This is a genomic window from Thiohalobacter sp. COW1 (genome assembly GCF_016629505.1).
In the GTDB taxonomy this organism is placed as follows: Bacteria; Pseudomonadota; Gammaproteobacteria; order Thiohalobacterales; family Thiohalobacteraceae; genus Thiohalobacter; species Thiohalobacter thiocyanaticus_A.
In genome coordinates this window covers 406,399-427,420 of sequence record NZ_AP024239.1, presented here as the reverse complement: position 1 = coordinate 427,420, position 21,022 = coordinate 406,399, and the positions used below count along the sequence as shown (strand labels likewise).

Here is a 21,022-nt window from a genome sequence, read left to right as displayed (position 1 = left end):
GTTCCCGCGAAGGCGGGAACCCAGTGTCCGGCAGAGCAGATACACACTGGATCTCCGCCTGCGCGGGGGTGACGAGGCTGGGGCAAGAGCCTGTTCACTGAATTGATTGCATTCCGTGTTGTTCCGTGTGCTTCCGTGGCCATGAATATCTAGTCCTTCAGATCATCCACCGTCATCTTCTCCCGGCTGGCGGCCGCCTTATGCTTCTGACTACGCGCATACAGCCCGGCGGCCGCGCCGGCCACAGCGCCGGCGGCGATCGCCCCGCCGGCCAGACCGGACACGTCGCCCGCCGGCGCGCTCAGCGGTTTGTAGAAGCTGCCGGCATCCCAGAAATCCGGCTCCGAACACCCGATGCAGCCGTGACCGGATTCGATGGGGAAGCTGGTCCCCATGTTCCACTTGGCGGTGGCGCAGGCGTTGTGGGTGGTCGGGCCCTTGCAGCCCAGTTCGTACAGGCACCAGCCCTTGCGCGCGCCCTCGTCGTCGAAGGTCTTGGCGAACTTGCCGGCGTCGTAGAAGGGCCGGCGGTAACAGCGATCATGGATGGAGTCGCCGAAGAAGGCCTTGGGCCGGCCCAGATCGTCGAGCTCGGGCACGCTGCCGAAAGTGAGGTAGTGCGCCAGCACGCCGGTGATGACCACCGGGATGGGCGGGCAGCCGGAGACGTTGATCAGCGGCTTGCTGGCGATGCTGCCGTCGGCCATCAGGGCGGCGACGCTCTTCGCCCCGGTGGGGTTGGGGTCGGCCTTGGGGATGCCGCCGAAGGCGGCGCAGGAACCGATGGCCACCACGGCCGCGGCATCCTTGACCGTATGCGCCAGCATGTCCAGGTTGGTCATGCCCGCGATGGTGGAGTAGACACCGCCGTCAGCAACCGGAATGGAACCGTCGACCAGTACCAGATAACCGCCCTCCTCCATGGCCTGTTCGCGCGCCAGTTCGGCGGCTTCGCCGGCGGCGGCCTGCAGGGTGTGGTGATAGTCCAGCGAAATCAGGTCGAAGATCAGGTTCTCCACCGTCGGCGAGTGCGAGCGGGTCAGCGACTCGGTGCAGCCGGTGCACTCCTGGAACGACAGCCAGATCACCGAGGGGCGGGTGCGTTTGCCCAGGGCCTCGGCGATGGCCGGCGCCATGGTCGGCGGCAACGCCATCATGGAGGCGGTGGCCGCACAGAACTTGAGAAAGGCGCGGCGGCTGATGCCCTGTCGGGCCAGCTGCTGGGCAAGCGTCGGTCGTGTCATGCGGATTCTCCTGTGGGCAGCGCCTCGTGCAGGCGCTGCAGCCCTTCATGGATGTCTTCCTGCTGGGAACGGATAATCTCGGGACAGGCGGTGACTTCGACCTGCTGGGTCATGATTTCCCCGTCGCGGTTGCGATGCACCACCCACCAGATCCCCGGATAGGCTGTCTCGTGGATGGCCGTGGGGCCGAGGGAGTCGAGTTCGATACGCACCTCACCCACCCCCAGCCATTCACGCAGCAGTTCGTGCTCGGCCACCGGCATCGGCAGGCTGCGCAGGTCGATGACATGGGTCTCGCCGGTCCGGCGGAATATCTCCAGCCTTTCGGCCAGTTCCATCAACAGGGCCTGTACCGCCGGCGTGATGTCCGTGTCCGACACGACCTCATCCGCAACAGTGACGACCGGGATATCGTTCAGGCCGCCCACTGACGCCACCGTTGAATGAGCGAATGGATGGCCTCGCAGGCCGGCTCGATGGCCGCCTGCACCGCTTCGGTGGGCATATCGCCCCAGTCGACCTGCTCCGGCTGGATGGCGACCAGGGCGCGGCGCTGTGGCAGTGAATCGGTCAGGCGGGCGATGGCCAGCAGGTCGAGCAGACTGACCTCATGCACGCTGCGCTTGCGGTTGCTGCCGATGAATTCGTCCATGCCTTCGTTCTCGTAGACCTGAACGGTACCGGGCGCGGCATTGAGTTCGGCGGCATCGACAACGATAAGCCGATTGGTGGATTCGATGGCTTCGGCCAGGGTGAAGCTCAGGGTGCCGCCGTCCATGCAGGTCACGTTCCCGTCGAGCAGGGCAGCTTCTTCCAGCCGTTTTACGACATGGACGCCGACCCCTTCATCGCTGAGCAGGGTATTGCCGAGTCCAAGTACAAGGCAGTTGTTATTCATTCTTGAGCGTGTCTTTGTATGGACGCTTCCATGGACCCTATTATTGCCCCTGTGCGCCACAGGTCAACAGGTAATGGATTGACGCATATCAAGCGCCCTGCGGACAGGATATAGCAGAATGTGAAATACCTGTCTATCGGCCACTGCGCAGGTAATCCAGCAATGCCTGCTGCTCTTCCAGCGACAGCCGGAAACGGTGTTTGCGCAGCGCGGGCGCGGCCAGTTCGGCCTGCAGCCGGGCCGGCTCCATATCAGCAAAAACTGATATGGATCGATGGCAGGACTGGCAATTCTGCTCATACAGTGCCCTGCCCGTTTCGGTTGCCGTCCCGGACGAGCAGGCACTGACGCCCGCACCCAGCATCAGCAGTCCCAGCCACGCCCGCGCGGCAGAGCCTGCCGTCGCCACTCGCCTGTCGTGCATACCGCTGCCACTCCCTTATCGAAGTTATGGACTGAGTATGACAGCCATATGACGCGGCGCAAGGCGGTGCCTTGCATGCATGAACCAATCGTAGGACTATACTGGGAAACACCGGCCCAAACGCCCGATCACGGAGGCCCGCCCATGTGCCTGGGCATACCCATGCAGGTTCTCAATGTCGACGGTTTCGTCGCCCAGTGCGAGGCCAAGGGGGTACAGCGCGATGTCAGCCTGTTCCTGCTTCAGGATGAACCTCTGGCCCCGGGCGATTTCGTGATGGTGCACGTCGGCTACGCCATCCAGAAGATGAGCGCACAGGAGGCGCGTTCGGCCTGGGAACTCTACGATGAGATGCTGGGGCAACTGGAAGGCGGCGGCGTCGATGCATGAGTTGTCCGTGTGCCAGGGCATGCTGCGCCAGGTCAGCGACCTGGCCCGCCGTCACCGCGCCGAGAGGGTCTCGCGCATCGTGGTACGCATCGGTCCGCTTGCCGGGGTGGAGCCCGAACTGCTGCGCCAGGCCTTCCCCATCGCCAGCGCCGGCACCCTGGCCGCGAGTGCCGATCTGGTCGTGGAGACGGACGCCCTGCGCGTGCACTGCAACGAATGCGGCACCGAATCCGAGGTCCGACCCAACCGGCTGCTGTGCAACCAATGCGGCTCCTGGCAGACCCGGCTCATCAGCGGGGACGAACTGCTGCTGGCCAGCGTGGAGTTCATCATGCCCGAAACCGAATCCGCTTATCTGAACTGAACGCATAACGGGAACTTACACCATGTGTGACACCTGCGGCTGCAACCTCACTCCCGGCAACCGTCACCTGCTGGAAATCGACGGCAAGCTCAGATTCACCCGTCAGGGACACGAAAGCGTGGAGGTACTGCAGGGCCTGCTGTCGGAAAACGACCGCCAGGCCGCCCACAACCGCGAACACTTCGACCGCCACGGCGTGCTGGCGGTCAATCTGATGTCCTCACCCGGCTCGGGCAAAACGGCGCTGCTGGAGGCGACCATCGATGCGCTGGGCAATGAACTGCGGATCGGCGTCATCGAGGGCGACCTGGAAACCGAGAACGACGCCGAGCGCATCCGCGCCCGCGGCGTGCCGGCCTTCCAGATCGCCACCGGCACCGCCTGCCACCTGGATGCCCACATGGTGCATGACGCCCTGCATCATCTGGACCTCGACGACCTGGACATCCTGTTCATCGAGAACGTCGGCAACCTGGTCTGTCCGGCCAGCTTCGATCTGGGTCATCATCGCAACGTCACCCTGCTGTCGGTGACCGAGGGCGACGACAAACCGGCCAAGTATCCGGTGATGTTCCGCGCCGCTGACCTGATGCTGCTGACCAAGGCCGACCTGCTGGCGGTGCTGGACGATTTCGACCCCGACCGCGCCACCCGCTGCCTGCGTGAACTGGCCAATCCCGCGCCCGTGTTCAATCTTTCGGCCCGCAAGGGGCAGGGTCTGGACGCCTGGCTGGACTGGCTGCGCGCCGAGGTCGACGCCCAGCGCGAACGCCGCGCGCGCAGCGAAACCCTGCGCCCGGCGATTCAGCCCGAGGGCGCGGCTTTGCACAGCGGCCCGCGCCCACACCCCTGAGGCCATCACCATGAGCGACTCCGCCGCCCGCCGCTGGCTGCAGCGCATCCACGACCTGGCTATCCGCGAGCCGGTGCGCATCATGAACGTCTGCGGCGGCCACGAACGCTCCATCACCCAGGCCGGGCTGCGCGGCGCCCTGCCGGAGAACATCGAACTGATTCCCGGACCGGGCTGTCCGGTGTGCGTATGCCCGGAAGAGGACGTCTATCACGCCATCCAGCTGGCCCTGAACGAGGATGTCATCCTGGTCGCCTTCGGCGACATGCTGCGGGTCCCGGTCAACGCCCCGAAGAAGGACCCGCGCTCGCTGGAACAGGCCCGGGCGGCCGGGGCCGACATCCGCCCCATCGCCTCACCCGCCGAGGCCGTGCGCATCGCCCGTGCCGAGCCTGGAAGGCCGGTGGTCTTCTTCGCCGCCGGTTTCGAGACCACCACCGCGCCGGTGGCCGCCATGCTGGCCGAGGGCGTGCCCGACAACCTGAGCGTACTGCTCTCGGGCCGACTGACCTGGCCGGCGGTGGCCATGCTGCTGGACTCCGAGCAGGCCGGCTTCGACTGCCTGGTCGCCCCCGGCCATGTCAGCACCGTGATGGGTCCGGAGGAATGGGAGTTCGTGGTCCAGCGCCACGGCATTCCGGCCGCCGTGGCCGGTTTCAGCCCGGAGTCGCTGCTGGCGGCCATGTACTCCACCCTGCGCCAGTACCGCGAGGGCCGGCCCTTCCTGGACAACTGCTATCCGGAACTGGTGCGCCCCGGCGGCAATACGGCCGCCCGCCGGCTGCTCGACCAGGTCATGGAGGTGGGTGACGCCAACTGGCGCGGCGTGGGCGTGATTCCGGACTCCGGCTTTCACCTGCGTGCGGCCTATGCCGCCCAGGATGCCCGCCGCCTGTATCCCGCCCAGCAGGACAGCGCGCGCAAGCGCGCCGGCCAGATGCCGCCCGGCTGCGACTGCGCCCGGGTGGTGCTGGGGAAGATCTATCCCAATGAATGCATCCTCTATGGCGCGGCCTGCACCCCGCGCCACCCCATCGGCCCCTGCATGGTCTCCGATGAAGGTGCCTGCCGCATCTGGTGGGCCGGCGGCGTGCGTGAGCGGGCGAAGGACACGGCCTGAGTTTTTGTCGGCCACGAAACCCCACCATAATGATTAGTGATGGCAACCTGTAGGTTGGGTTAGGCGCGACAGCGCCGTAACCCAACGAATACGGTCAAGGCTGTTGAGTTACGCCCTGCGGGCTAATCAACCTACAGCGCTTCCCCGTCATTCCCGCGAAGGCGGGACAAAAGCGCGCAGCGCGTTGAATGCCCGGAGGGCGGCCCGTAGGGTGAGCGAAGCGAATAATCCATAGACCTCGGTGGCTTCTGGATTCCCGCCTTCGCGGGAATGACGGGTAGAGGGATATCACAGACTTCTTGAGCATTAAGGTGTCCGTGCTTTCCGTGCTTTCCGTGCTTTCCGTGCTTTCCGTGTTTTCCGTGGCCATTATAAAATTACGCAGCGAACAGCCAGAAATAGCCGATGTTGTAGAAGCAGTGCAGCCAGATCGGCGCGATCAGGCTGTCGTGCCGGTCGCGGAAATAGCCGAACACCAGCGACGGCGCCAGCACCGCGGCCGCGGCCAGCGGCGGATGATTGATGAAATGCAGCGCAGTGAACACCAGGCTGGTGATGAGATTGGCCGGGGTGATGCCGAAGCGGGACACCCGCAGCCGTGGCCGCTCCCGCAACCAGCCCTGCAGCAGGCCACGGAACAGGACCTCCTCGACCACCGGATAGGCCAGCCCGAGCAGGACGAAGGCCTGAACGGCATGCAGCGGCCACAGCGGATCGGTTTCCGGCCGCAACCAGGCCAGCCCGACCAGCCACAGCAGGACCGCTGCCAGATGGGCCAGCCAGAAATGACCGTCCCGCAGTACTGACCGCAGCCCGGCCGGCGACCTCATTCAGGCAGCAGTTGCAGGAAATCGGTGCCGGTGGCGGTATTGCGCAGTCGCACCCGCTGAGCCACGAATTCCCGCTCCGGCACCTTCAGCTGGCCGTCGATCACGAAGTACAGCTGCGCCTCCTGCTCCTTGAGCATGCGGGCCCGATCCACCGATGCCTGCACATGGAAGGTGACATCCTCGATATAGAAGGTGTTCTCGTCCCGCCGCCAGGCGAATTCCTCACCGCGTTCGTAATAGGTCATGCAGCCGCGCCAGGAATCGGCGCGGAAGGGTTCCAGCGCGGTGAAGAAGGCCTCGTTGAGTACCACCCGGCGCGGCTGACACTCCTTGTAGACGCTGGCCTTGGCGGTGGGGTCGTCCACATGCCACTTGTCGCGCGGCAGTTTGCCGAGAAAGGCCGGGAAATCGTCCCAGATCAGCGGCTGGTAATGAATGCGGAAGGCCTCCGCCTGCGGCAACTCGAACACGAACCGCTGCTGATCGGCCTGGTAGTCGAGGAATACCGGCACCTGCAGCTGCGCCCGTTCGATCAGGCGGTGGCGGTCGCAGCCCACGCGCAGCCGCTCCAGTCGCAGCCGGTATTCCTCCCGGGTTTCGTACTCGCCGCGCGGCGGGGTGAATTCCTCCCGGGCCTTGCAGCGTTCGTACAGTTCCAGGTAATCCGCGAAGGTCAGTGACTGCTCCCCCGAATGAATCCGGGGATCGGCAGCCCTGGCGGTCATGCACAGCAGCAGTCCCAGCGCCAGGAGTAGTGTTCGCATGGCTTATCCTTTTCGGTGGCCGCGGAATGCGGGAAGGCGTCGTTTTGTTCCCGGCATCCTGTTAAGATTGCCGGAAATTAAACCAAAAGATTGAAAACATTGCGATATGGGAGATGATTCAATGCAGTCAGGTGCGATCCTGGTCACCGGCGGCGCCGGCTACATCGGCAGCCATGTGGTACGCCAGCTGGTCCGGCGCGGGGAGCGGGTGGTGGTGCTGGACAACCTCTCCACCGGCTTTGCCGAGGCGGTCCAGGGCGCCGAACTGGTGGTGGGGGACACCGGCGATGCCGCCCTGGTCGGCCGGCTGCTGACCGAGCATGGCATCGAATCCGTCCTGCACTTCGCCGCTCATACCGTGGTGCCGGAATCCGTTGAGAATCCGTTGAAATATTACGGCAACAACACCTGCCACACCCGCAGCCTGCTCAGCTGCTGCCAGCATCACGGGGTCAAGCATTTCATCTTCTCCTCCACGGCGGCGGTCTACGGCATCCCCGATTCGCCCTATTGCACCGAGGATACCCCGACCGATCCGATCAACGCCTACGGCGCCTCCAAGTTGATGAGCGAGATGATGCTGCGCGACCTCAGTCGCGCCAGCGATCTGCGGCATGTGGCGCTGCGCTACTTCAATGTCGCCGGCACCAGCCCCGACGGCGACATCGGCCAGTCAACGCCGCGCGCCACCCTGCTGATCAAGGTCGCCTGCGAGGTCGCCGCCGGCCGACGCGACCGCATGTACGTCTTCGGTACCGACTATCCCACCCCTGACGGCACCGGGGTGCGCGATTACATTCATGTGGAGGACCTTGCCGACGCCCACCTCAAGGCGCTGGACTACCTGCGCGACGGCGGTGACTCGGCCACGCTCAACTGCGGCTACGGCCACGGCTACAGCGTGCGCGAGGTGATCGAGGCGGTGGAACGCGTGGCCGGCCATCCCATTGCAGTGGAAGAGACCGACCGGCGCCCCGGTGACCCGCCGACCCTCATCGCCCGCTCCGAACGCGCTCGCGAAGTCCTTGGCTGGACCCCGCGCTACGACGACCTGGACTTCATCGTGCAGACCTCGCTGGAGTGGGAAAAGAAGCTCGCCGCCGGCACGGCCTACGGGGCCTGAACACAGCCACGCAATTCGCGTTGCAACGGGTAGGATGGGTGAAGCTCAGCGCAACCCATCATCACACCGCTGGAGACGATGGGTTACGGCGCACGCGCCTTCACCCATCCTACACACCGCACGACCTGCCGCCCCGGACAGGTAGGATGGGTGGAGAACACCCCGTCACTCCTCACTCCTCACCGCCTTGCGCACCAGATGCGGCAACAGCAGCTGCGGCGGCATGCGCAGGGCATGGCCGCGCAGATACAGCAACCAGCGCGCCAGCGGGCTGAAGGCATCATCGCAGTCGGGGTGCGGCGGACGCAGGGCGCGTGCCATCAGGGCGTCCATCAGACCGCGCACACCCTGACCGGGCAGAGCCCGATCCGTCCACTGCAGCAGCGCGTCCGGCACCGGTGTGCCCAGGATCTCCCGGCAGTAGCGCAGGGCATAGGCCAGCGGACGTGACAGCTGCAGTTCCCCGGCGCGCACCGGCAGGCGCTCCCAGACATCCGGGCTCGTCCCGGCCGCTGCGCGGAGCAGTCCGTCCAGGTCGACCAGGTCGCGCAGCCCATGCTCGAACTCGCCATCATGGAACAGATGGGTGGCGCTGTGCAGGATACGATCTTCGGCGGACAGGACATGCAGCTCGGGCGCGTCGATGCACTCGGCCGCCGCCAGCAGTTTTTCCGGATCCGGGCTGAGTCGTGCCGTCTCGGGCAGGATGTTGTGATGGACATCCAGCACCGTCCTGCGGCGGACATGGCGCAGCGGCGGCAACTCATGCATCCACTGGCGGTAGTAGCGCTGATCATAGGCGTCGTGATGCGTGGTCAACCACCCGGCCCAGTACAACGACTCCTCCACCGCATCCAGCTGCGCGCGCGGCACCAGGATATCCACGTCGCTGAACACCCGGCCGATCGCCACCGGCGACCCACTCATGAGATAGGCGGCGCCCTTCAGCAGCACCACCGGCACGCCCAGCGGCGCCAGGGCACGGCGGATGCGGTTGACCTCCCAGCGCACCACCCGGGCATGGGCGGCAGCGAAATTGCGGGCCGAATCCAGATGCCGCTGCACCGGCGGCGGCAGCGCCGCCGGCTCACAGACGGCGGCGACCTGGTGCGCCAGCCGGGCCAGCAGGTTGGCATGCCGGGCCTGGCGGATGAGCCGTTCCCAGGCGGGCGCATCCAGCGTTGCAGCCACCTCCGGCGCCCGCAGCACCCGAACCAGCAGGGGCAGGCCGGTGTCAGGCATGGGCGCCCCCGCTCAGGCGGTCGAACCAGGCGATGGCCTCGTCGAGATCGGCATAGCTCAGGTCGTGACAGCGACTGCCCTGCACCACGGCGGCGAGGGCCTGGAAGGCACGCTCGCCCAGCAGGCTGTAGTTGAAGGTGTTCTGCGCGATGCGCAGCAGGGTGCGCCCCGGCGTCTCGGACGCGGCCTGTGCCGGCACGGCATCGGGGCGGTAGCGGGGAAACACAATGGCCCCGGCCCGGACCGGTTCGTCCATGCCCTCGATGCTGGCACGCGGCACCCGCAGGTGGGCCACCGTGCCCTTGAGGGTGTCCAGCGCCGGCGGGCTGATGACCGCCTCGGGGGCAAAGCGGCGGATCACCTCGATGGAGGCGTTCTTCAGGCTCACCGGCCGTACCACCGGGATCAGTTCCAGGCGGTCCAGATCGATCACCGCCATCTCGTCTGACAGCAGCCGCCAGCCGCGCAGCACCAGCGCAGCGCAGAGCGTGCTCTTGCCCGCCCCCGGCTCGCCGGGCAGGATCACGCCCAGGCCGTTCCGCTCCACCACCGCCGAATGAATCAACAGATAGTGATGCATATGGCTGGTGATGCACCAGTTCAGCCCCCATTCCAGCAGCGGGTAGGCCTGGCTCAGGGGCAGCGGCTTGAACGGAATCCGGCCGTCCATGGCGAACTGCACCTGCGGCCGCCACCAGCGGCGCAGTGGGTTCGGGCTGAACAATCGCACCCGGAAGTCGGTGAATCCGTCGGGGTCGGCCAGGGGATAATCGGGATAGAGCAGCGCCAGGCCGGCCGCCACGGCGGGCAGGCGCGACTGGATGCGCGAAACGAAGGGGCCGGTTCTGACACAGATCCCCGGACCGGCCAGCTGCCCCGGCAGCCGCCCCGGGGCGATGGCGGCCAGGGTCAAGGCTCGACCTGCTCGATAATGTTCAATCGCTTGAGTTCTCCCAGGATGGTCTCAACCAGCGCCTGCGGCGGCCGCGCCGGTTCCGGGGATACTAACTCACTCAGGAGGGAAACCAAATCCGCGTCGCTGCGGGGCTGCTGCTCCAGGGCCCGGAGCAGTTCGGCGGCCAGGGGATCGAGCAGATGGGTGTCACCGCTGCCGCGGTGATAGATCGCGACCTCTCCGTCCCAGTCCACCCGGGCCAGCCCGGACGGACCGCAGACCTGCCAACGGCGGTCGGACATCACTGATAGGCGCAGAGGGTACTCTGGATAAAGGCGACGACCTGTTCAACGGTGAGGATCTTGCCATTGTTGCCCATGTAGTAGCCGGCGGCCGCACCGCCGTTGGCATCGACGTTGGCGTAGATGGCCTGGACATCGGCGGGGCTCATGCCGTAGCCCGGGATGGCATAGGAATTGAGCAGGGCGGCGACGATATGGGCGCCGAACTGGTGCGGGTCCTGGTTGCCCTGCAGCCACAGCACCTGCATCAGGGTCTTGCCGGCGTAGTGCGGGTCGCTGCCGCTGAAGGTGCCGGGGCTGAAGAAGGGAGTGCCGTCGCTGTTGTAGCTGTTGCACTGACCCTTCCCCTTACCCTTACTGTTGGCACAGGTACCCGGATCGAAGGGGGTGTGGTTCCAGTTGCCGTCGCCTCTGTCGGGCGTCTTCCAGGCCCCGGGGGTGAAACCGCAGGCGCAGTCGTCGTGGCCGTGATCGGACACGTTGCCGGACATGAAGCCGGAGATGGTGCACTCCGCGCCCAGCACCGGCCGGCTGCTCAGGCTCAGCAGCACCGGGGTCAGGGCCGCACCCTTGAGGATGCGGCGCCGGGTCCCGCTGCCGACGGGCGTTGCAGATTCTGATTCAACTATCTGATTTTCGGTTTTTTCTGTGTCTTTTTCAGTGGCCATTTTAAGCTGCATCCTGGACAGTGCCCGGACTGGAACGGGCAGATTCATACCTTAAGCTAAGCACATGCCATGCCATACAGAATTTATCATTGCCAAATCAAACAGCTGTGGTCCGACACGAAGCCCCGTGTCCGCAGGACAGCGGCAGTCATCCCGGATATGTAAAATTCTTTGACGCCTCCCGGTACCGGCGGTTTCGCGGCCGGTCTGTCTTGCGCGTTCCTGGAAAGATAGCACAGGCGCATGATTCCGGTTCAGTTCTGTGCCTGCCGGATGCGCTGCAGCAAGGCCGCGGCATGCGTGACCGGAATGGCGTAGCTGATGCCACTGGGATCGCTCAGGGCCGATTCCCGGGTCTCCTTGACGAATACCTTGTTAATAATTCCGACAACCCTGCCCGACTCCGGCTGATACAGCGGACTGCCGCTGTTGCCCGGGTAGGCGGTGCCATCGAGCTGATAGACATCATAGGGAGCCCGCAGACGCCGCACCGTGGCCGGATCGAGCTGGCTGGAGCGGTCGGCCGGGATCACGATGGGCGTGATGGCGGCAATCATGGCCCGATGGGTGGCGGGATACAGCCCCAGCACGGCGCCGATGGGGAACCCGGTGAACAGGTAGATGCCGCCCTCGCGCACCCGCGCCTGCGGGGCCAGTTCCAGCACCGGGACCGGCGCGCCCTCGATCCGCAGCACGGCCAGGTCATGCGTCGGATCGGAGGCATGCAGCCTGGCCCGGCGCAGTTCCGGACGACGCCCGCTGCCGACCATCACGGTAAGATACTCATGGTGCACGGCATCGAGTTCGTCCGGGATCACGTGCAGGTTGGTGAGGACGTGACGCCCGTCCAGCACGCCGAAGCCGGTCCCCAGCAGCCGGATCGGCGGCCGCCGGGTCTTCTGGAAGGTGCCGATCCCGACAATGGCCGGCTTGGTCCGATCGATGATGCCGGCATAGTCCGCGGCGGCGAGCGCTGGCGGAGCGCTGCATAACAGGGTCAGCACGGCCAGAAGCTTCAGCCAGGTAAACCGCATGTCACTGTGCCTTGTTGTTATCGAGCCGGATGAGGTTTAGGCGTTACAATACCCAAACGGCCGACAAATACAACGATCCCGCGATGCCCTCATGCGTTCACGCAGCGACATACGCCTGCTTCTTGTCCTGGCACTCAGCTATACCCTGCTGATCGCTTACGGCAGCCTGTATCCGCTCAGCGGCTGGCGGCTGCCGGCCGCCGGCTGGCTGCCCGACAGTCTGCTGCCGGGATTCAACGGCGCCGACGCGCTGCTGAACCTGCTGGTCTACATGCCGTTCGGCTTTCTCTGGGCCGGCCACCGGCGTCGCCGCGGCCGCACGGGCCTGGCCCCCGTGCTGCTGCTGGCGGCCGGCACCAGTCTCGGCCTGGAAGCCCTGCAGCACTTTCTGCCCGGGCGCACCACTTCGGGCCTGGACAGCCTGCTCAATATCACCGGCGCGGGGCTGGGCGCACTGCTGGCCACCGGCACCCGGACCGGCCTGCCGGGCTGGCTGCAACGCCAGCGGTTGCGCTGGCTGCGGGATGACGCCCCCGCCGCGGCGGCCGGGCTGACGGTGCTGCTGTGGCTGTTCATCGAACTCAGCCCCCTGCTGCCCGATCTCAGCCCGGGCGGCATCCGCCACAGCCTGCTGCCGCTGTACAACGGGCTGCGCAACCCGGCACTGCTGGACCTGCCGGCCGCCCTGGCACGGCTGGGCCTGGTGCTGGCCTTCGCCCTGGCCCTGCTGCAGCTGCTGAAACCGCAACAGCCGCGTCTGCGGCTGCTGGCGCTGCTGCTGGCGGCACTGCTGGCCGCCCGGGTACTGATCAGTGGCAGCCAGCTGACACTCGATCTGGTGCTGGGCACCCTGCTCGGCTTCGGTCTGGTGCTGCTGCTGCGGCGGCGTGAAACCCTGTGGCCCTGGATCGGCGCGGCCGCGGCGCTGTGCGGCTATATTCTCGCCCAGAGCCAGGTCGACCCCGGCGCCGCCCGGCTGCACCCGTTCAACTGGCGGCCCTTCTCGCCCCAGATCAGCCACGGCTTCGGACTGACCGATGTCGCCGCCCAACTCTGGCCGTTCCTGGCCCTGGGCCTGTTCCTGCGGCAGACGCCGCTGGCCCGTGCCGGCGGTCTGCTGCTGTGGTCCGGGGTGCTGGCCATTGCGGCCCTGTCCTTCGGCCTGGAGTGGCAGCAGCGCGGTCTGCCCGGGCGCCAGGGCGATATCACCGATGTGATCCTGGCCCTGCTCGGCTGGCTGCTGGCCTGGCTGCTGAGCGCCCCGCAACCGCGCCCACGCCCGCTCCGGCCGCTGGCCGCCAGTCAGGCCCTGTACGCCTTCGGCATCCTGCTCGCCGCCAGCCTGGCCGCCACCCTGCTGATCCGCCCCCAGCCCGGCAACGCCGGGCAGGAACTGCAGGTGCGCGAGATCCCGGCGCCGGAAAGCCTGCCGACGGCCGAGCTGCCCGGCTTCCGCATGGCACATCCGCGTCTGCCCTACCCGACACCCCGGCAGCTGGATATCATCCGCGCGGAAAATCCCCACTACCTGGAGCATCTGCAGCGCCGGGCCAGCGACGCCAATCGGCGCCATCACCGCGTCTTCGACGCCGTGATGGCCGAGGTACTGGTCCCGGGCAGCCAGGATCTGGGCCAGTTGCACGCCGAACTGCTCGAACTGGAACTGCGCTGGCGCGGCAATCAGCAGACCAAGCCGCTGGCCATGGCCTACGACTGGCTGTATGACAAATGGAGCGAGGCGCAGCGTGCCAGTCTGCTGGAAAAGACCCTGGATGCCTGCGAGTACCAGATCCGCTTCATCCGCCGCAACCAGCTCTCGCCCTATAACGTGTATCTGTACAACAGCCCGTTCCAGGCCCTGATGGCCTGCGCCATCGCCGTGCATGGCGACCACCCGCGCGCCGGGGCGGTGATGAATTTCACCCACCATTACTGGAAGCACAGCGTGCTGCCGGTCTGGCGACAGGTGATGGGCGCGAACGGCGGCTGGCACGAGGGTGCCGAGTATGTCGCCATCGGCATCGGCGACGCCGTGTTCCAGCTGCCCAATATGTGGCGCGCCGCCACCGGCGAGGACCTGTTCGCCAGCGAGTCCGGACTGCGCGGCTTCGCCGACTTTCTGGTCCACCGCAAGCGGCCCGACGGCGAGGACATCCATATCGGCGATGGCGGACTGTACGAGAACAGTGTACCGGACGCCGCCGCCCTGGGCGTGGAACTGAACCACCCGGCGGTCTACAGTCTCGACGGCTGCCCGAACCCGAAACGTCCCCAGCCCCTGAGCTGGCCCTGGGGACCGCTGCCCGATACCGGCCTGTGTCGGCCCGGGGCCAGGCAGCAACTGCCTTTGAGCCATTACGCCGACGGCGTCGGCCTGCTGCTCGCGCGCAGCGACTGGTCGCCCGAGGCCACCTTCGTCAGCTTCAAGGCCGGCGACAACTACTGGTCGCACATGCACCTCGACCAGGGCGCCTTCACCATTTACAAGGGCGGCGCCCTGGCCATCGACAGCGGCATCTATCCGCAGCAGTACGGCTCCGATCATCACCTGAACTATGCCTACCAGAGCATCGCCCACAATGTGATCACGGTGACGGATCCGGCCGATACCGTGCCCCGGCACCAGGGCGACAGGATCCGCCACATCCACAACGACGGCGGCCAGCGTCGCATCGGCTCCGGCTGGGGCCTGGCCGCTCCGCTCGACCTGGAACACTGGCGGGAACAGTACGACCTCTACCACACCGCCGAGACCCTGGCCGTGTACCGGGATGCCGGCGCAGCGGTCAAACTGGCCGACCTCACCCCGGCCTACACCAACCGCCTGTCGGGCAAGGGCACCTTCGCCCACCGCACCCGGCGGGTGGAATCGCTGCGCCGGGCCTTCGTCTACGACCGGGTGCAGGATGCCGTCATCGTGTTCGACCGGGTCGAGGCCACCCGCGCCGACTTCACCAAGCGCTGGCTGCTGCACAGCCAGACCGAGCCGCGGGTCGAGGGCAGCGAGTTCCTGATCGAACTGCCACCCGGGCAGGATCGTCCCGGCCACGCCGGCGGCCGCCTGGAAGGTCATATCCTGCTGCCCGAACAGCCGCGCATCCAGCGCATCGGCGGTGAGGGTCAAGAGTTCCGGTTGGGCGACCGAAACTATGACGACGACGGCGCCGTCTATACGCGCATCGCCAAACGCGACGAGCGCGGCCGCACCCTGGAGCCGGGCGCCTGGCGCCTGGAGGTCAGCCCGTCCGCACCGGCCCGGCTGGACCACTATCTGGTGGTGATGCTGCCCTCGCTGCTGGATGCAGGGCGGGCGACCGAGGTCCGCCGCCTGCCCGATCGCGACAACGCCGTCGGCTGCGAGATCCGCAGCGGCGAACGCCGCAGCCAGTGGTGGTTCGCGCGCGACGGCTCGCAGGTGGAGCTTGTACGCTTTGACAAGGAAGGCGAGATTGAACGTCGCATCATTCGTTAACGACGGCTCCACCCGTCGCGCCCGCTGACCCGCTGCCCATGGCCCTGCAGGATTCGCTCCGTTCCGGCACCACCTGGCTGATCACCAAGGGCACGGGCAGCTTCGCCGTGCAATTCGTGTTCGGCGTGATCCTGGCCCGCCTGCTGGTGCCGGAAGAATTCGGCATGATGGTCACCATCCAGATCTTCACCGGCCTGGCCACGGTGGTGGCGGTGGGCGGCATGTCCAAGGCGCTGGTCCAGGCCCGCGAGGTGGAACAGCGCCACTACAATACCGCCTTCACCCTGCAGCTGCTGATCGGCGCCGGCCTGTTTCTGCTGTTCTACCTCCTGGCCTGGCCCTTCGCCGCCTGGTACGACGACCCGCTGTACCGGCCGCTGCTGCAGACGGCGGCGGTGGGTTTCCTGCTGCGGCCGCTGATGAACACCCAGGCGGCCTGGATGCACCGCGAGATGCGCTTCAAGGCCTTCGCCCTGGTCTCCTTCGGCGGCATGTTCCTGTCGGGGCTGGCCGGCATCGCCATGGCCTGGCACGGCATGGGCGTATGGAGCCTGGTGCTGAGCGGTCTGCTCGGCACCTTCATCCAGATCCTGCTGAGCAAACGGGTGGTGCGTCTGCCGCTGACCCTGCAGCTGGACCGCCGGGCAGTGGGCGACCTCGGCCGCTACGGGGTACGAATCCAGGCCAACAATGTCGCCTTCCACATCAACCGCCAGGTGGAAAACTTTCTCATCAGCCGCACCCTGGGCGAGCATTTCCTCGGCCTGTACAACAAGGCCGGCAGCCTGTTCCAGATCCCGGCCGAGATGATCGGCACCCCGGCCTACGCCACCACCTTCCGCGCCCTGTCCAAGCTGCAGGACAACGCCGACCAGTCGCGCTGGCTGTACCGGCGCACGCTCAGCCTGGTCACCCTGTACATGCTGCCGATCTATGTCAGCCTGTTCTGGCTGGCGCCGGCCTTCATCACCCTGGTCTACGGTCCCAACTGGAGCCCGGCCGCGCTGCCGCTGCAGATCCTGTCCCTGATCGGCCTCAGCCAGTGCATCATCCGGCCGTCGCGGGCGGTGACCGCGGCGCGCAACTGGCTGGGGCGGGAACTGGCGCTGCAGGTCGAGTCGGCGCTGGTCATTGCCGTGGGTTGCCTGATCGGACTGCGCTGGGGCATGGTCGGCGTGGCCTGGGCCATGGTGCCCTGCCAGGCCTGGATCGCGCTGCGCTTCTTCGCCCTGGCCCGGCGCAGCCTGGACGCACGCTGGTCGGATCTGCCGGCGGCCCTGGCCGCCCCGGTGCTGCTGAACCTGCTGCTGTTCGGCTTCCTGGCCGGGCTGGACGGCCTCTGGCAGCAGCAGCTGGGCAGCACCTTGAGCTGGCCCTATCTGTTCGGGATGGCGGCGGCGGCGGTGCTGTTCTATCTGCTGGTGTTTCTGGCGCTGCCACTGGCGGGTATCCGCGACGAGGCGCAGCGCTGGCGGCGCTGGCTGCTGCGCCGTGGCTGAATCGCCGGCCGGGCAGAGCGAGGCGCAACCCATCATCCCCGCCGCTGATGGGTTGCGGCGCAGAGCGCCTTCACCCATCCTACGCGCTGGCTGTCGTGTCGTTGCCGAGGTATCGCTGTCTCCATGAATCCGGAAAGGCCCCTGTTCATCGTCGGCGCGCCCCGCTCCGGCACCACCCTGCTGCTGTACATGCTGCGCTCGCATCCGCGGCTGTTCCTGCCCGGGGACGAATCGCACTTCTTCATCCCCCTGTACCGCCGCTACGGCCCGCAACCGCCGTTGGACCGCAGCGAACAGATTCAGGACCTGCTCCAGGCCATGCAGAAGCTGCGGCCGGTGTTCTTCCGCGAGTTTGTCGAGGCCGGCGACCCGCAGCTGGCCGGACTGGCCCGGGCCCTGGCCGCAGAACGGCCCGTCGGCCTGGCCGGGCTCATCGACGCTCTCTACCGGCATCTGGCCCGGCGCGCCGGCAAGGTGCGCTGGGGTGACAAGACCCCCTATTATGTCCAGCACCTGGACACCATCGACGCCCTGTTCCCGAACTGCCAGGTGGTGCATCTGATCCGCGACGGCCGCGACGTGGCCCTGTCCATGCTGGCGCGGCGCCACGACTTCGATGTCTATAACATCTATCACGCCGCCCGCTACTGGGAGGAATGCGTCGAGGCGGGCCGGCGCAGCGGCCGCCGGCTGGGGCCGGAGCGCTACCTGGAGCTGCGCTACGAGGACCTGCTGGACGCGCCGCAGGAGCAGCTCGAACGCCTGTGCGATTTCCTGCACGAACCCTACAGCGAGGAGATCCTCGACTTCGAACGTCCCGGCCAGATGGACAGCAAGCTGCTCAAGACCACGCCGCTGGTCTCGCAGGGACTGCAGCAGGGCAACGTCGGGAAGTGGCGCGAGCGCATGACGCCGCGCCAGATCGCCACCTTTGAACGGGCGGTACCGGACCTGCTGCGCGCATACGCTTACCCGCTGTCGGCAACCGTCGCGCCTCTGCCCCTGCCCCTGCGCGCCGGCTACCGGCTGCACAACCGGGTGCGCAAATGGTTCAACCGCACCTTTCACCAGCGCCCGGTGGCGCGTCTCTGAGCCGGCCTTGTAAGCCTCCGGCTATTGCCGGCCACACCGGAGCGGCGCTAAGCTCAGGGTTTGACCGAGGAAGCGGCCGTTACGAGCCGCGGCTGGTACTCAAGATATGCGCGAACACAGACAATACTGGAAACTGCTGGCGGCGGCGGCCGTGGTCGCCACCCTGGTCACCCTGGTCCTGACAGCCAAGTCACTGCTCGATTTCACCCGCACCGGGCCCGAGATCCGCGGCGAGATCCTGGACTCCTACAGTAGCTATGCCGCCCTTGCCATGCTGCGGCTGGCCGCCTGGACCTGGCTGATCTCATTCGCCCTGGCCAGCGTGGGCAGCGTAATCCATCTCGCCCGCTGCCAGAGCCATGGCCGCCCGGTCCGTTTCCTGCCGGCACTGATCTGGGCCGGGCTGGCCTGGAGCATCATCACCGGTGCCCTGTTCCTGCATCTGCTGCTCTACAACCCCTCCGGGATCATCGCCTCCTTCCTCTACGATCCGGCCAGGCTGTACCCGGTCTGGGATCTGCTCACCCCGACGCGGCTTACCCTGCTTCAGATCCTGATCATCGGGCTGCTGGGACTGGCCCTGCTGAGCGGCATCATGGCCGGACGCCGCCGCGGTGCCGTGGGCACCGCACGCTTTCTGACCGCCTACGCGATCGCCGGCGCCGCCCTGTACCTGGGGTTGAACTATCACCCTGAGCCGGTCAGCCACGGCCTGCAGGCCGGCACCACGACGCCGCGCATGAACCTGTTGATGATCGGCTCGGACACCCTGCGCGCCGACCGCTTCAGCGTCACCGGCTACGCGCGCGAACTCACCCCCTACATCGACGACCTGGCCCGCGAAGGCACCTTCTTCACCCAGGCCTATGTCCCGGTCGCCCGCACCGCGCCCAGCCTGGCGAGCATGCTCACCGGCGCCTGGCCGCAGCGCACCGGCATCCGCAGCAACTACATCGGGGATCCCGAGACCCGGCTTCCGGCGACCGGTCTGCCCGAACTGCTCAGCCGTGCCGGCTACCATACCGCCGCCGTCGGCGACTGGGCCGGCGGCGATCTGGCCAAGCTCAGCTTCGGCTACCGGAAGACCGACCTGCCGGAGGACCAGTGGAATATCAAATTTCTCATCCGCCAGGGCCCGAAGGACATCCGGCTGTTCCTGAGCCTGTTCGCCCACAACCCGCTGGGCAAGCGCCTGCTGCCCGAGATCTATTACCTCGCCGGCTTTCCCATCTACACCGAGATCACCTACAAGGCCAGGCAGCTGCTGAGCGAATACGCCGCCGGGGATCGCCCCTTTCACCTGAACGTGTTCATGGGTGCGACCCATGCGCCCTTCGGCTCGGAATACCCCTATTACGGGATGTTCGCAGCCGCTGACTATTACGGCGATTCCAAGTTCGCGCTGTCCGGGCTGACCGACCCCTCCTCCATCATCAAGCGCCAGGAGCAGGGCAAGGAGGCCTTCGACATCCAGCAGGTGATCGATCTCTACGACGGCGCGGTCAGGAGCTTCGATGATCAGGTCCGCGCCATTGTCGAGCACCTGGAATCACTGGGCCTGCGCGACAACACCCTGATCGTCATCTACAGCGACCACGGCACCGACCTGTTCGAGCGCCACACCTGGGGCCAGGGCAACAGCGTGGTCGGGGACGACCCCAGCGCCCGCATCCCGATACTGATTCTCGATCCGCGTTACCGCGACGGCCGGGCGGTACACCGCACCGTGCGCAGCGTGGACCTGATGCCCACCCTGCTGGAACTGCTGCAGCTTCCGGTGCCTGAATCGGTGGACGGCGTCTCACTTGCCGGCTATCTGCAGCAGGCGGATTTCGATCTCGACCTGCCCGCCTTCCACGAGACCGGCGTCTGGCTGGGACAGATCCCCGGACTGCAGGACAATCACCTGCAATATCCGCCGCTGCTGGAGATGCTGGAGGTGCCGGACAAGCACACCGGCACGCTCGCGATCAAGCCGGAGTATCGGAGCCGGGTGATTCAGGCCAAGGACCGCATGATCCGCACCGACAAATGGAAACTGGTCTACCTGCCCATGCGCGACGGTGCCGAGTACTGGCTGTTCGACATCGAGAACGACCCGCTGTGCTATGACAACGTCATCGACGATTATCCGGACGTCGCGGCCCGGCTGAAGCGGGAACTGATCGAATGGATGTCGCTGGAACCCGGTATGGAATGGGACGGCCAGTTGCTGCAGCCGCGGGCGGCGGGGAACGGAAAGGGATGACAGCGGCCCGGACGGGCCGCCGCGGATTCAGGATCAGTCGTGCGCGATGGGCTTGTCGGTGAACAGGTAGTCGCGCAGTTCCTCGTCGAACTTGGGATCGCGCCGGCGGATCCATTCCAGAACCATGGCGGCGTGTTCCTTCTCCTCGTCGCGGTTGTGCTTGAGAATGGCGCGCAGCTCGTCGTCCTTGCAGGCGGTGACCCGCTGGTTGTACCAGTCCACCGCTTCCAGCTCCTCCATCAGGGAGGTGATGGCGCGATGCATATCGCGGGTCTCGTCATCCAGTTCCTCGACAGGTTCATGGTAACCTTCGTTCGCCACGCTGTTTCTCCTTCGCTGGTTTTCGGACAATGGGATCGGGGCACCCGATCGTGCGGCCATCCTACCCCATCCGGTGAAAACCGGACAATCAACTCCCCGACCGACGTCCGACAGCTTGCGATACTGCGGCTGACAGCGTTAATATAATAAAGTTACCGGCACGGTCCCGCCCGCTCAGGGGTAACAAACTCCCAGCCAGCCGGGAAAGCCCGTCTCCCGCAGGTCCAAGTCACTGTTTT

General features: G+C 66.4%; 20 protein-coding genes. 9 read left to right on the top strand and 11 right to left on the bottom strand.

Annotation, left to right across the window (positions count from 1 at the left end):
* Positions 1–149 precede the first annotated feature (149 nt).
* Genes COW1_RS01890 through COW1_RS01880 form a run of 3 tightly spaced genes read right to left on the bottom strand, consistent with a single transcriptional unit; the run spans position 150 to position 2,142 of the window.
* Positions 150–1,244, bottom strand: a complete 1,095-nt coding sequence (locus COW1_RS01890) for a hydrogenase small subunit (protein WP_201345254.1) — start codon at positions 1,242–1,244, stop codon at positions 150–152.
* Positions 1,241–1,624, bottom strand: a complete 384-nt coding sequence (locus COW1_RS01885; protein WP_157745632.1) for a hydrogenase expression/formation C-terminal domain-containing protein — start codon at positions 1,622–1,624, stop codon at positions 1,241–1,243. Before COW1_RS01885 ends, COW1_RS01890 begins: the two co-directional genes overlap by 4 nt.
* Positions 1,625–1,659: 35 nt before the next feature.
* The gene (locus COW1_RS01880; RefSeq protein WP_096366730.1) at positions 1,660–2,142 is read right to left on the bottom strand and encodes a HyaD/HybD family hydrogenase maturation endopeptidase; all 483 of its coding nucleotides are present in this window, start codon (positions 2,140–2,142) and stop codon (positions 1,660–1,662) included.
* A gap of 568 nt (positions 2,143–2,710) precedes the next feature.
* On the opposite strand from COW1_RS01880, the gene COW1_RS01875 reads away from it, so the two are divergent.
* From COW1_RS01875 to hypD, 4 genes are read left to right on the top strand one after another with little or no spacing between them, the layout of a single operon-like run.
* Positions 2,711–2,956 carry a HypC/HybG/HupF family hydrogenase formation chaperone gene (locus COW1_RS01875; RefSeq protein ID WP_096366731.1) on the top strand — a complete coding sequence of 82 codons (246 nt, stop codon included), beginning with the start codon at positions 2,711–2,713 and terminating at the stop codon, positions 2,954–2,956.
* Positions 2,949–3,320: a hydrogenase maturation nickel metallochaperone HypA gene (locus COW1_RS01870; protein ID WP_096366732.1), complete on the top strand. Its 372-nt coding sequence runs from the start codon at positions 2,949–2,951 to the stop codon at positions 3,318–3,320. The genes COW1_RS01875 and COW1_RS01870 overlap by 8 nt, the downstream gene beginning before the upstream one ends.
* 22 nt (positions 3,321–3,342) lie before the next feature.
* Positions 3,343–4,173, top strand: coding sequence for a hydrogenase nickel incorporation protein HypB (gene hypB, locus COW1_RS01865; protein WP_096366733.1), 831 nt, complete (start codon positions 3,343–3,345; stop codon positions 4,171–4,173).
* Positions 4,174–4,183: 10 nt separating this feature from the next.
* Positions 4,184–5,293, top strand: a complete 1,110-nt coding sequence (hypD, locus tag COW1_RS01860) for a hydrogenase formation protein HypD (RefSeq protein WP_096366734.1) — start codon at positions 4,184–4,186, stop codon at positions 5,291–5,293.
* Between the two features lie 377 nt (positions 5,294–5,670).
* Here the strand turns inward: hypD and mrtJ are convergent, their stop codons facing one another.
* Both mrtJ and COW1_RS01850 read right to left on the bottom strand, forming a co-directional pair.
* On the bottom strand, positions 5,671–6,123 hold the full coding sequence (gene mrtJ / locus COW1_RS01855) for a JDVT-CTERM system glutamic-type intramembrane protease (protein WP_201345253.1): 453 nt from the start codon (positions 6,121–6,123) through the stop codon (positions 5,671–5,673).
* Complete coding sequence (locus COW1_RS01850) at positions 6,120–6,887, bottom strand: hypothetical protein (RefSeq protein WP_201345252.1); 768 nt, start codon at positions 6,885–6,887, stop codon at positions 6,120–6,122. Before COW1_RS01850 ends, mrtJ begins: the two co-directional genes overlap by 4 nt.
* A gap of 121 nt (positions 6,888–7,008) precedes the next feature.
* On the opposite strand from COW1_RS01850, the gene galE reads away from it, so the two are divergent.
* Positions 7,009–8,010 carry a UDP-glucose 4-epimerase GalE gene (gene galE, locus COW1_RS01845; protein ID WP_096366738.1) on the top strand — a complete coding sequence of 334 codons (1,002 nt, stop codon included), beginning with the start codon at positions 7,009–7,011 and terminating at the stop codon, positions 8,008–8,010.
* A 165-nt stretch (positions 8,011–8,175) separates the two neighbouring features.
* On the opposite strand, the gene COW1_RS01840 is transcribed toward galE, so the two are convergent.
* The 5 genes from COW1_RS01840 to COW1_RS01820 form a co-directional block, all read right to left on the bottom strand.
* Complete coding sequence (locus tag COW1_RS01840) at positions 8,176–9,252, bottom strand: nucleotidyltransferase family protein (RefSeq protein WP_096366739.1); 1,077 nt, start codon at positions 9,250–9,252, stop codon at positions 8,176–8,178.
* Positions 9,245–10,165 carry an HprK-related kinase A gene (locus COW1_RS01835; RefSeq protein ID WP_242466473.1) on the bottom strand — a complete coding sequence of 307 codons (921 nt, stop codon included), beginning with the start codon at positions 10,163–10,165 and terminating at the stop codon, positions 9,245–9,247. The genes COW1_RS01840 and COW1_RS01835 overlap by 8 nt, the downstream gene beginning before the upstream one ends.
* On the bottom strand, positions 10,162–10,449 hold the full coding sequence (locus tag COW1_RS01830; protein ID WP_096366741.1) for an HPr-rel-A system PqqD family peptide chaperone: 288 nt from the start codon (positions 10,447–10,449) through the stop codon (positions 10,162–10,164). The genes COW1_RS01835 and COW1_RS01830 overlap by 4 nt, the downstream gene beginning before the upstream one ends.
* On the bottom strand, positions 10,449–11,117 hold the full coding sequence (locus COW1_RS01825) for a hypothetical protein (RefSeq protein WP_201345251.1): 669 nt from the start codon (positions 11,115–11,117) through the stop codon (positions 10,449–10,451). Before COW1_RS01825 ends, COW1_RS01830 begins: the two co-directional genes overlap by 1 nt.
* A 254-nt stretch (positions 11,118–11,371) precedes the next feature.
* Positions 11,372–12,151, bottom strand: coding sequence for a serine protease (locus COW1_RS01820; RefSeq protein WP_201345250.1), 780 nt, complete (start codon positions 12,149–12,151; stop codon positions 11,372–11,374).
* 91 nt (positions 12,152–12,242) lie between these two features.
* Between COW1_RS01820 and COW1_RS01815 the strand changes: the two genes are divergently transcribed.
* The 4 genes from COW1_RS01815 (at position 12,243) to COW1_RS01800 (ending at position 20,462) form a co-directional block, all read left to right on the top strand.
* A complete protein-coding gene (locus COW1_RS01815) occupies positions 12,243–15,623 on the top strand; it encodes a VanZ family protein (protein WP_201345249.1) in 3,381 nt (1,126 codons plus the stop codon).
* Positions 15,624–15,661: 38 nt separating this feature from the next.
* Positions 15,662–17,122: a lipopolysaccharide biosynthesis protein gene (locus COW1_RS01810; RefSeq protein WP_201345248.1), complete on the top strand. Its 1,461-nt coding sequence runs from the start codon at positions 15,662–15,664 to the stop codon at positions 17,120–17,122.
* 123 nt (positions 17,123–17,245) lie between these two features.
* Positions 17,246–18,214 carry a sulfotransferase gene (locus COW1_RS01805; protein WP_201345247.1) on the top strand — a complete coding sequence of 323 codons (969 nt, stop codon included), beginning with the start codon at positions 17,246–17,248 and terminating at the stop codon, positions 18,212–18,214.
* Between the two features lie 106 nt (positions 18,215–18,320).
* Positions 18,321–20,462 carry a sulfatase gene (locus COW1_RS01800; protein WP_201345246.1) on the top strand — a complete coding sequence of 714 codons (2,142 nt, stop codon included), beginning with the start codon at positions 18,321–18,323 and terminating at the stop codon, positions 20,460–20,462.
* Positions 20,463–20,495: 33 nt separating this feature from the next.
* Here COW1_RS01800 and COW1_RS01795 read toward each other — a convergent pair whose 3' ends face one another.
* Complete coding sequence (locus COW1_RS01795) at positions 20,496–20,783, bottom strand: encapsulin-associated ferritin-like protein (RefSeq protein WP_096366748.1); 288 nt, start codon at positions 20,781–20,783, stop codon at positions 20,496–20,498.
* Positions 20,784–21,022: the final 239 nt, after the last annotated feature.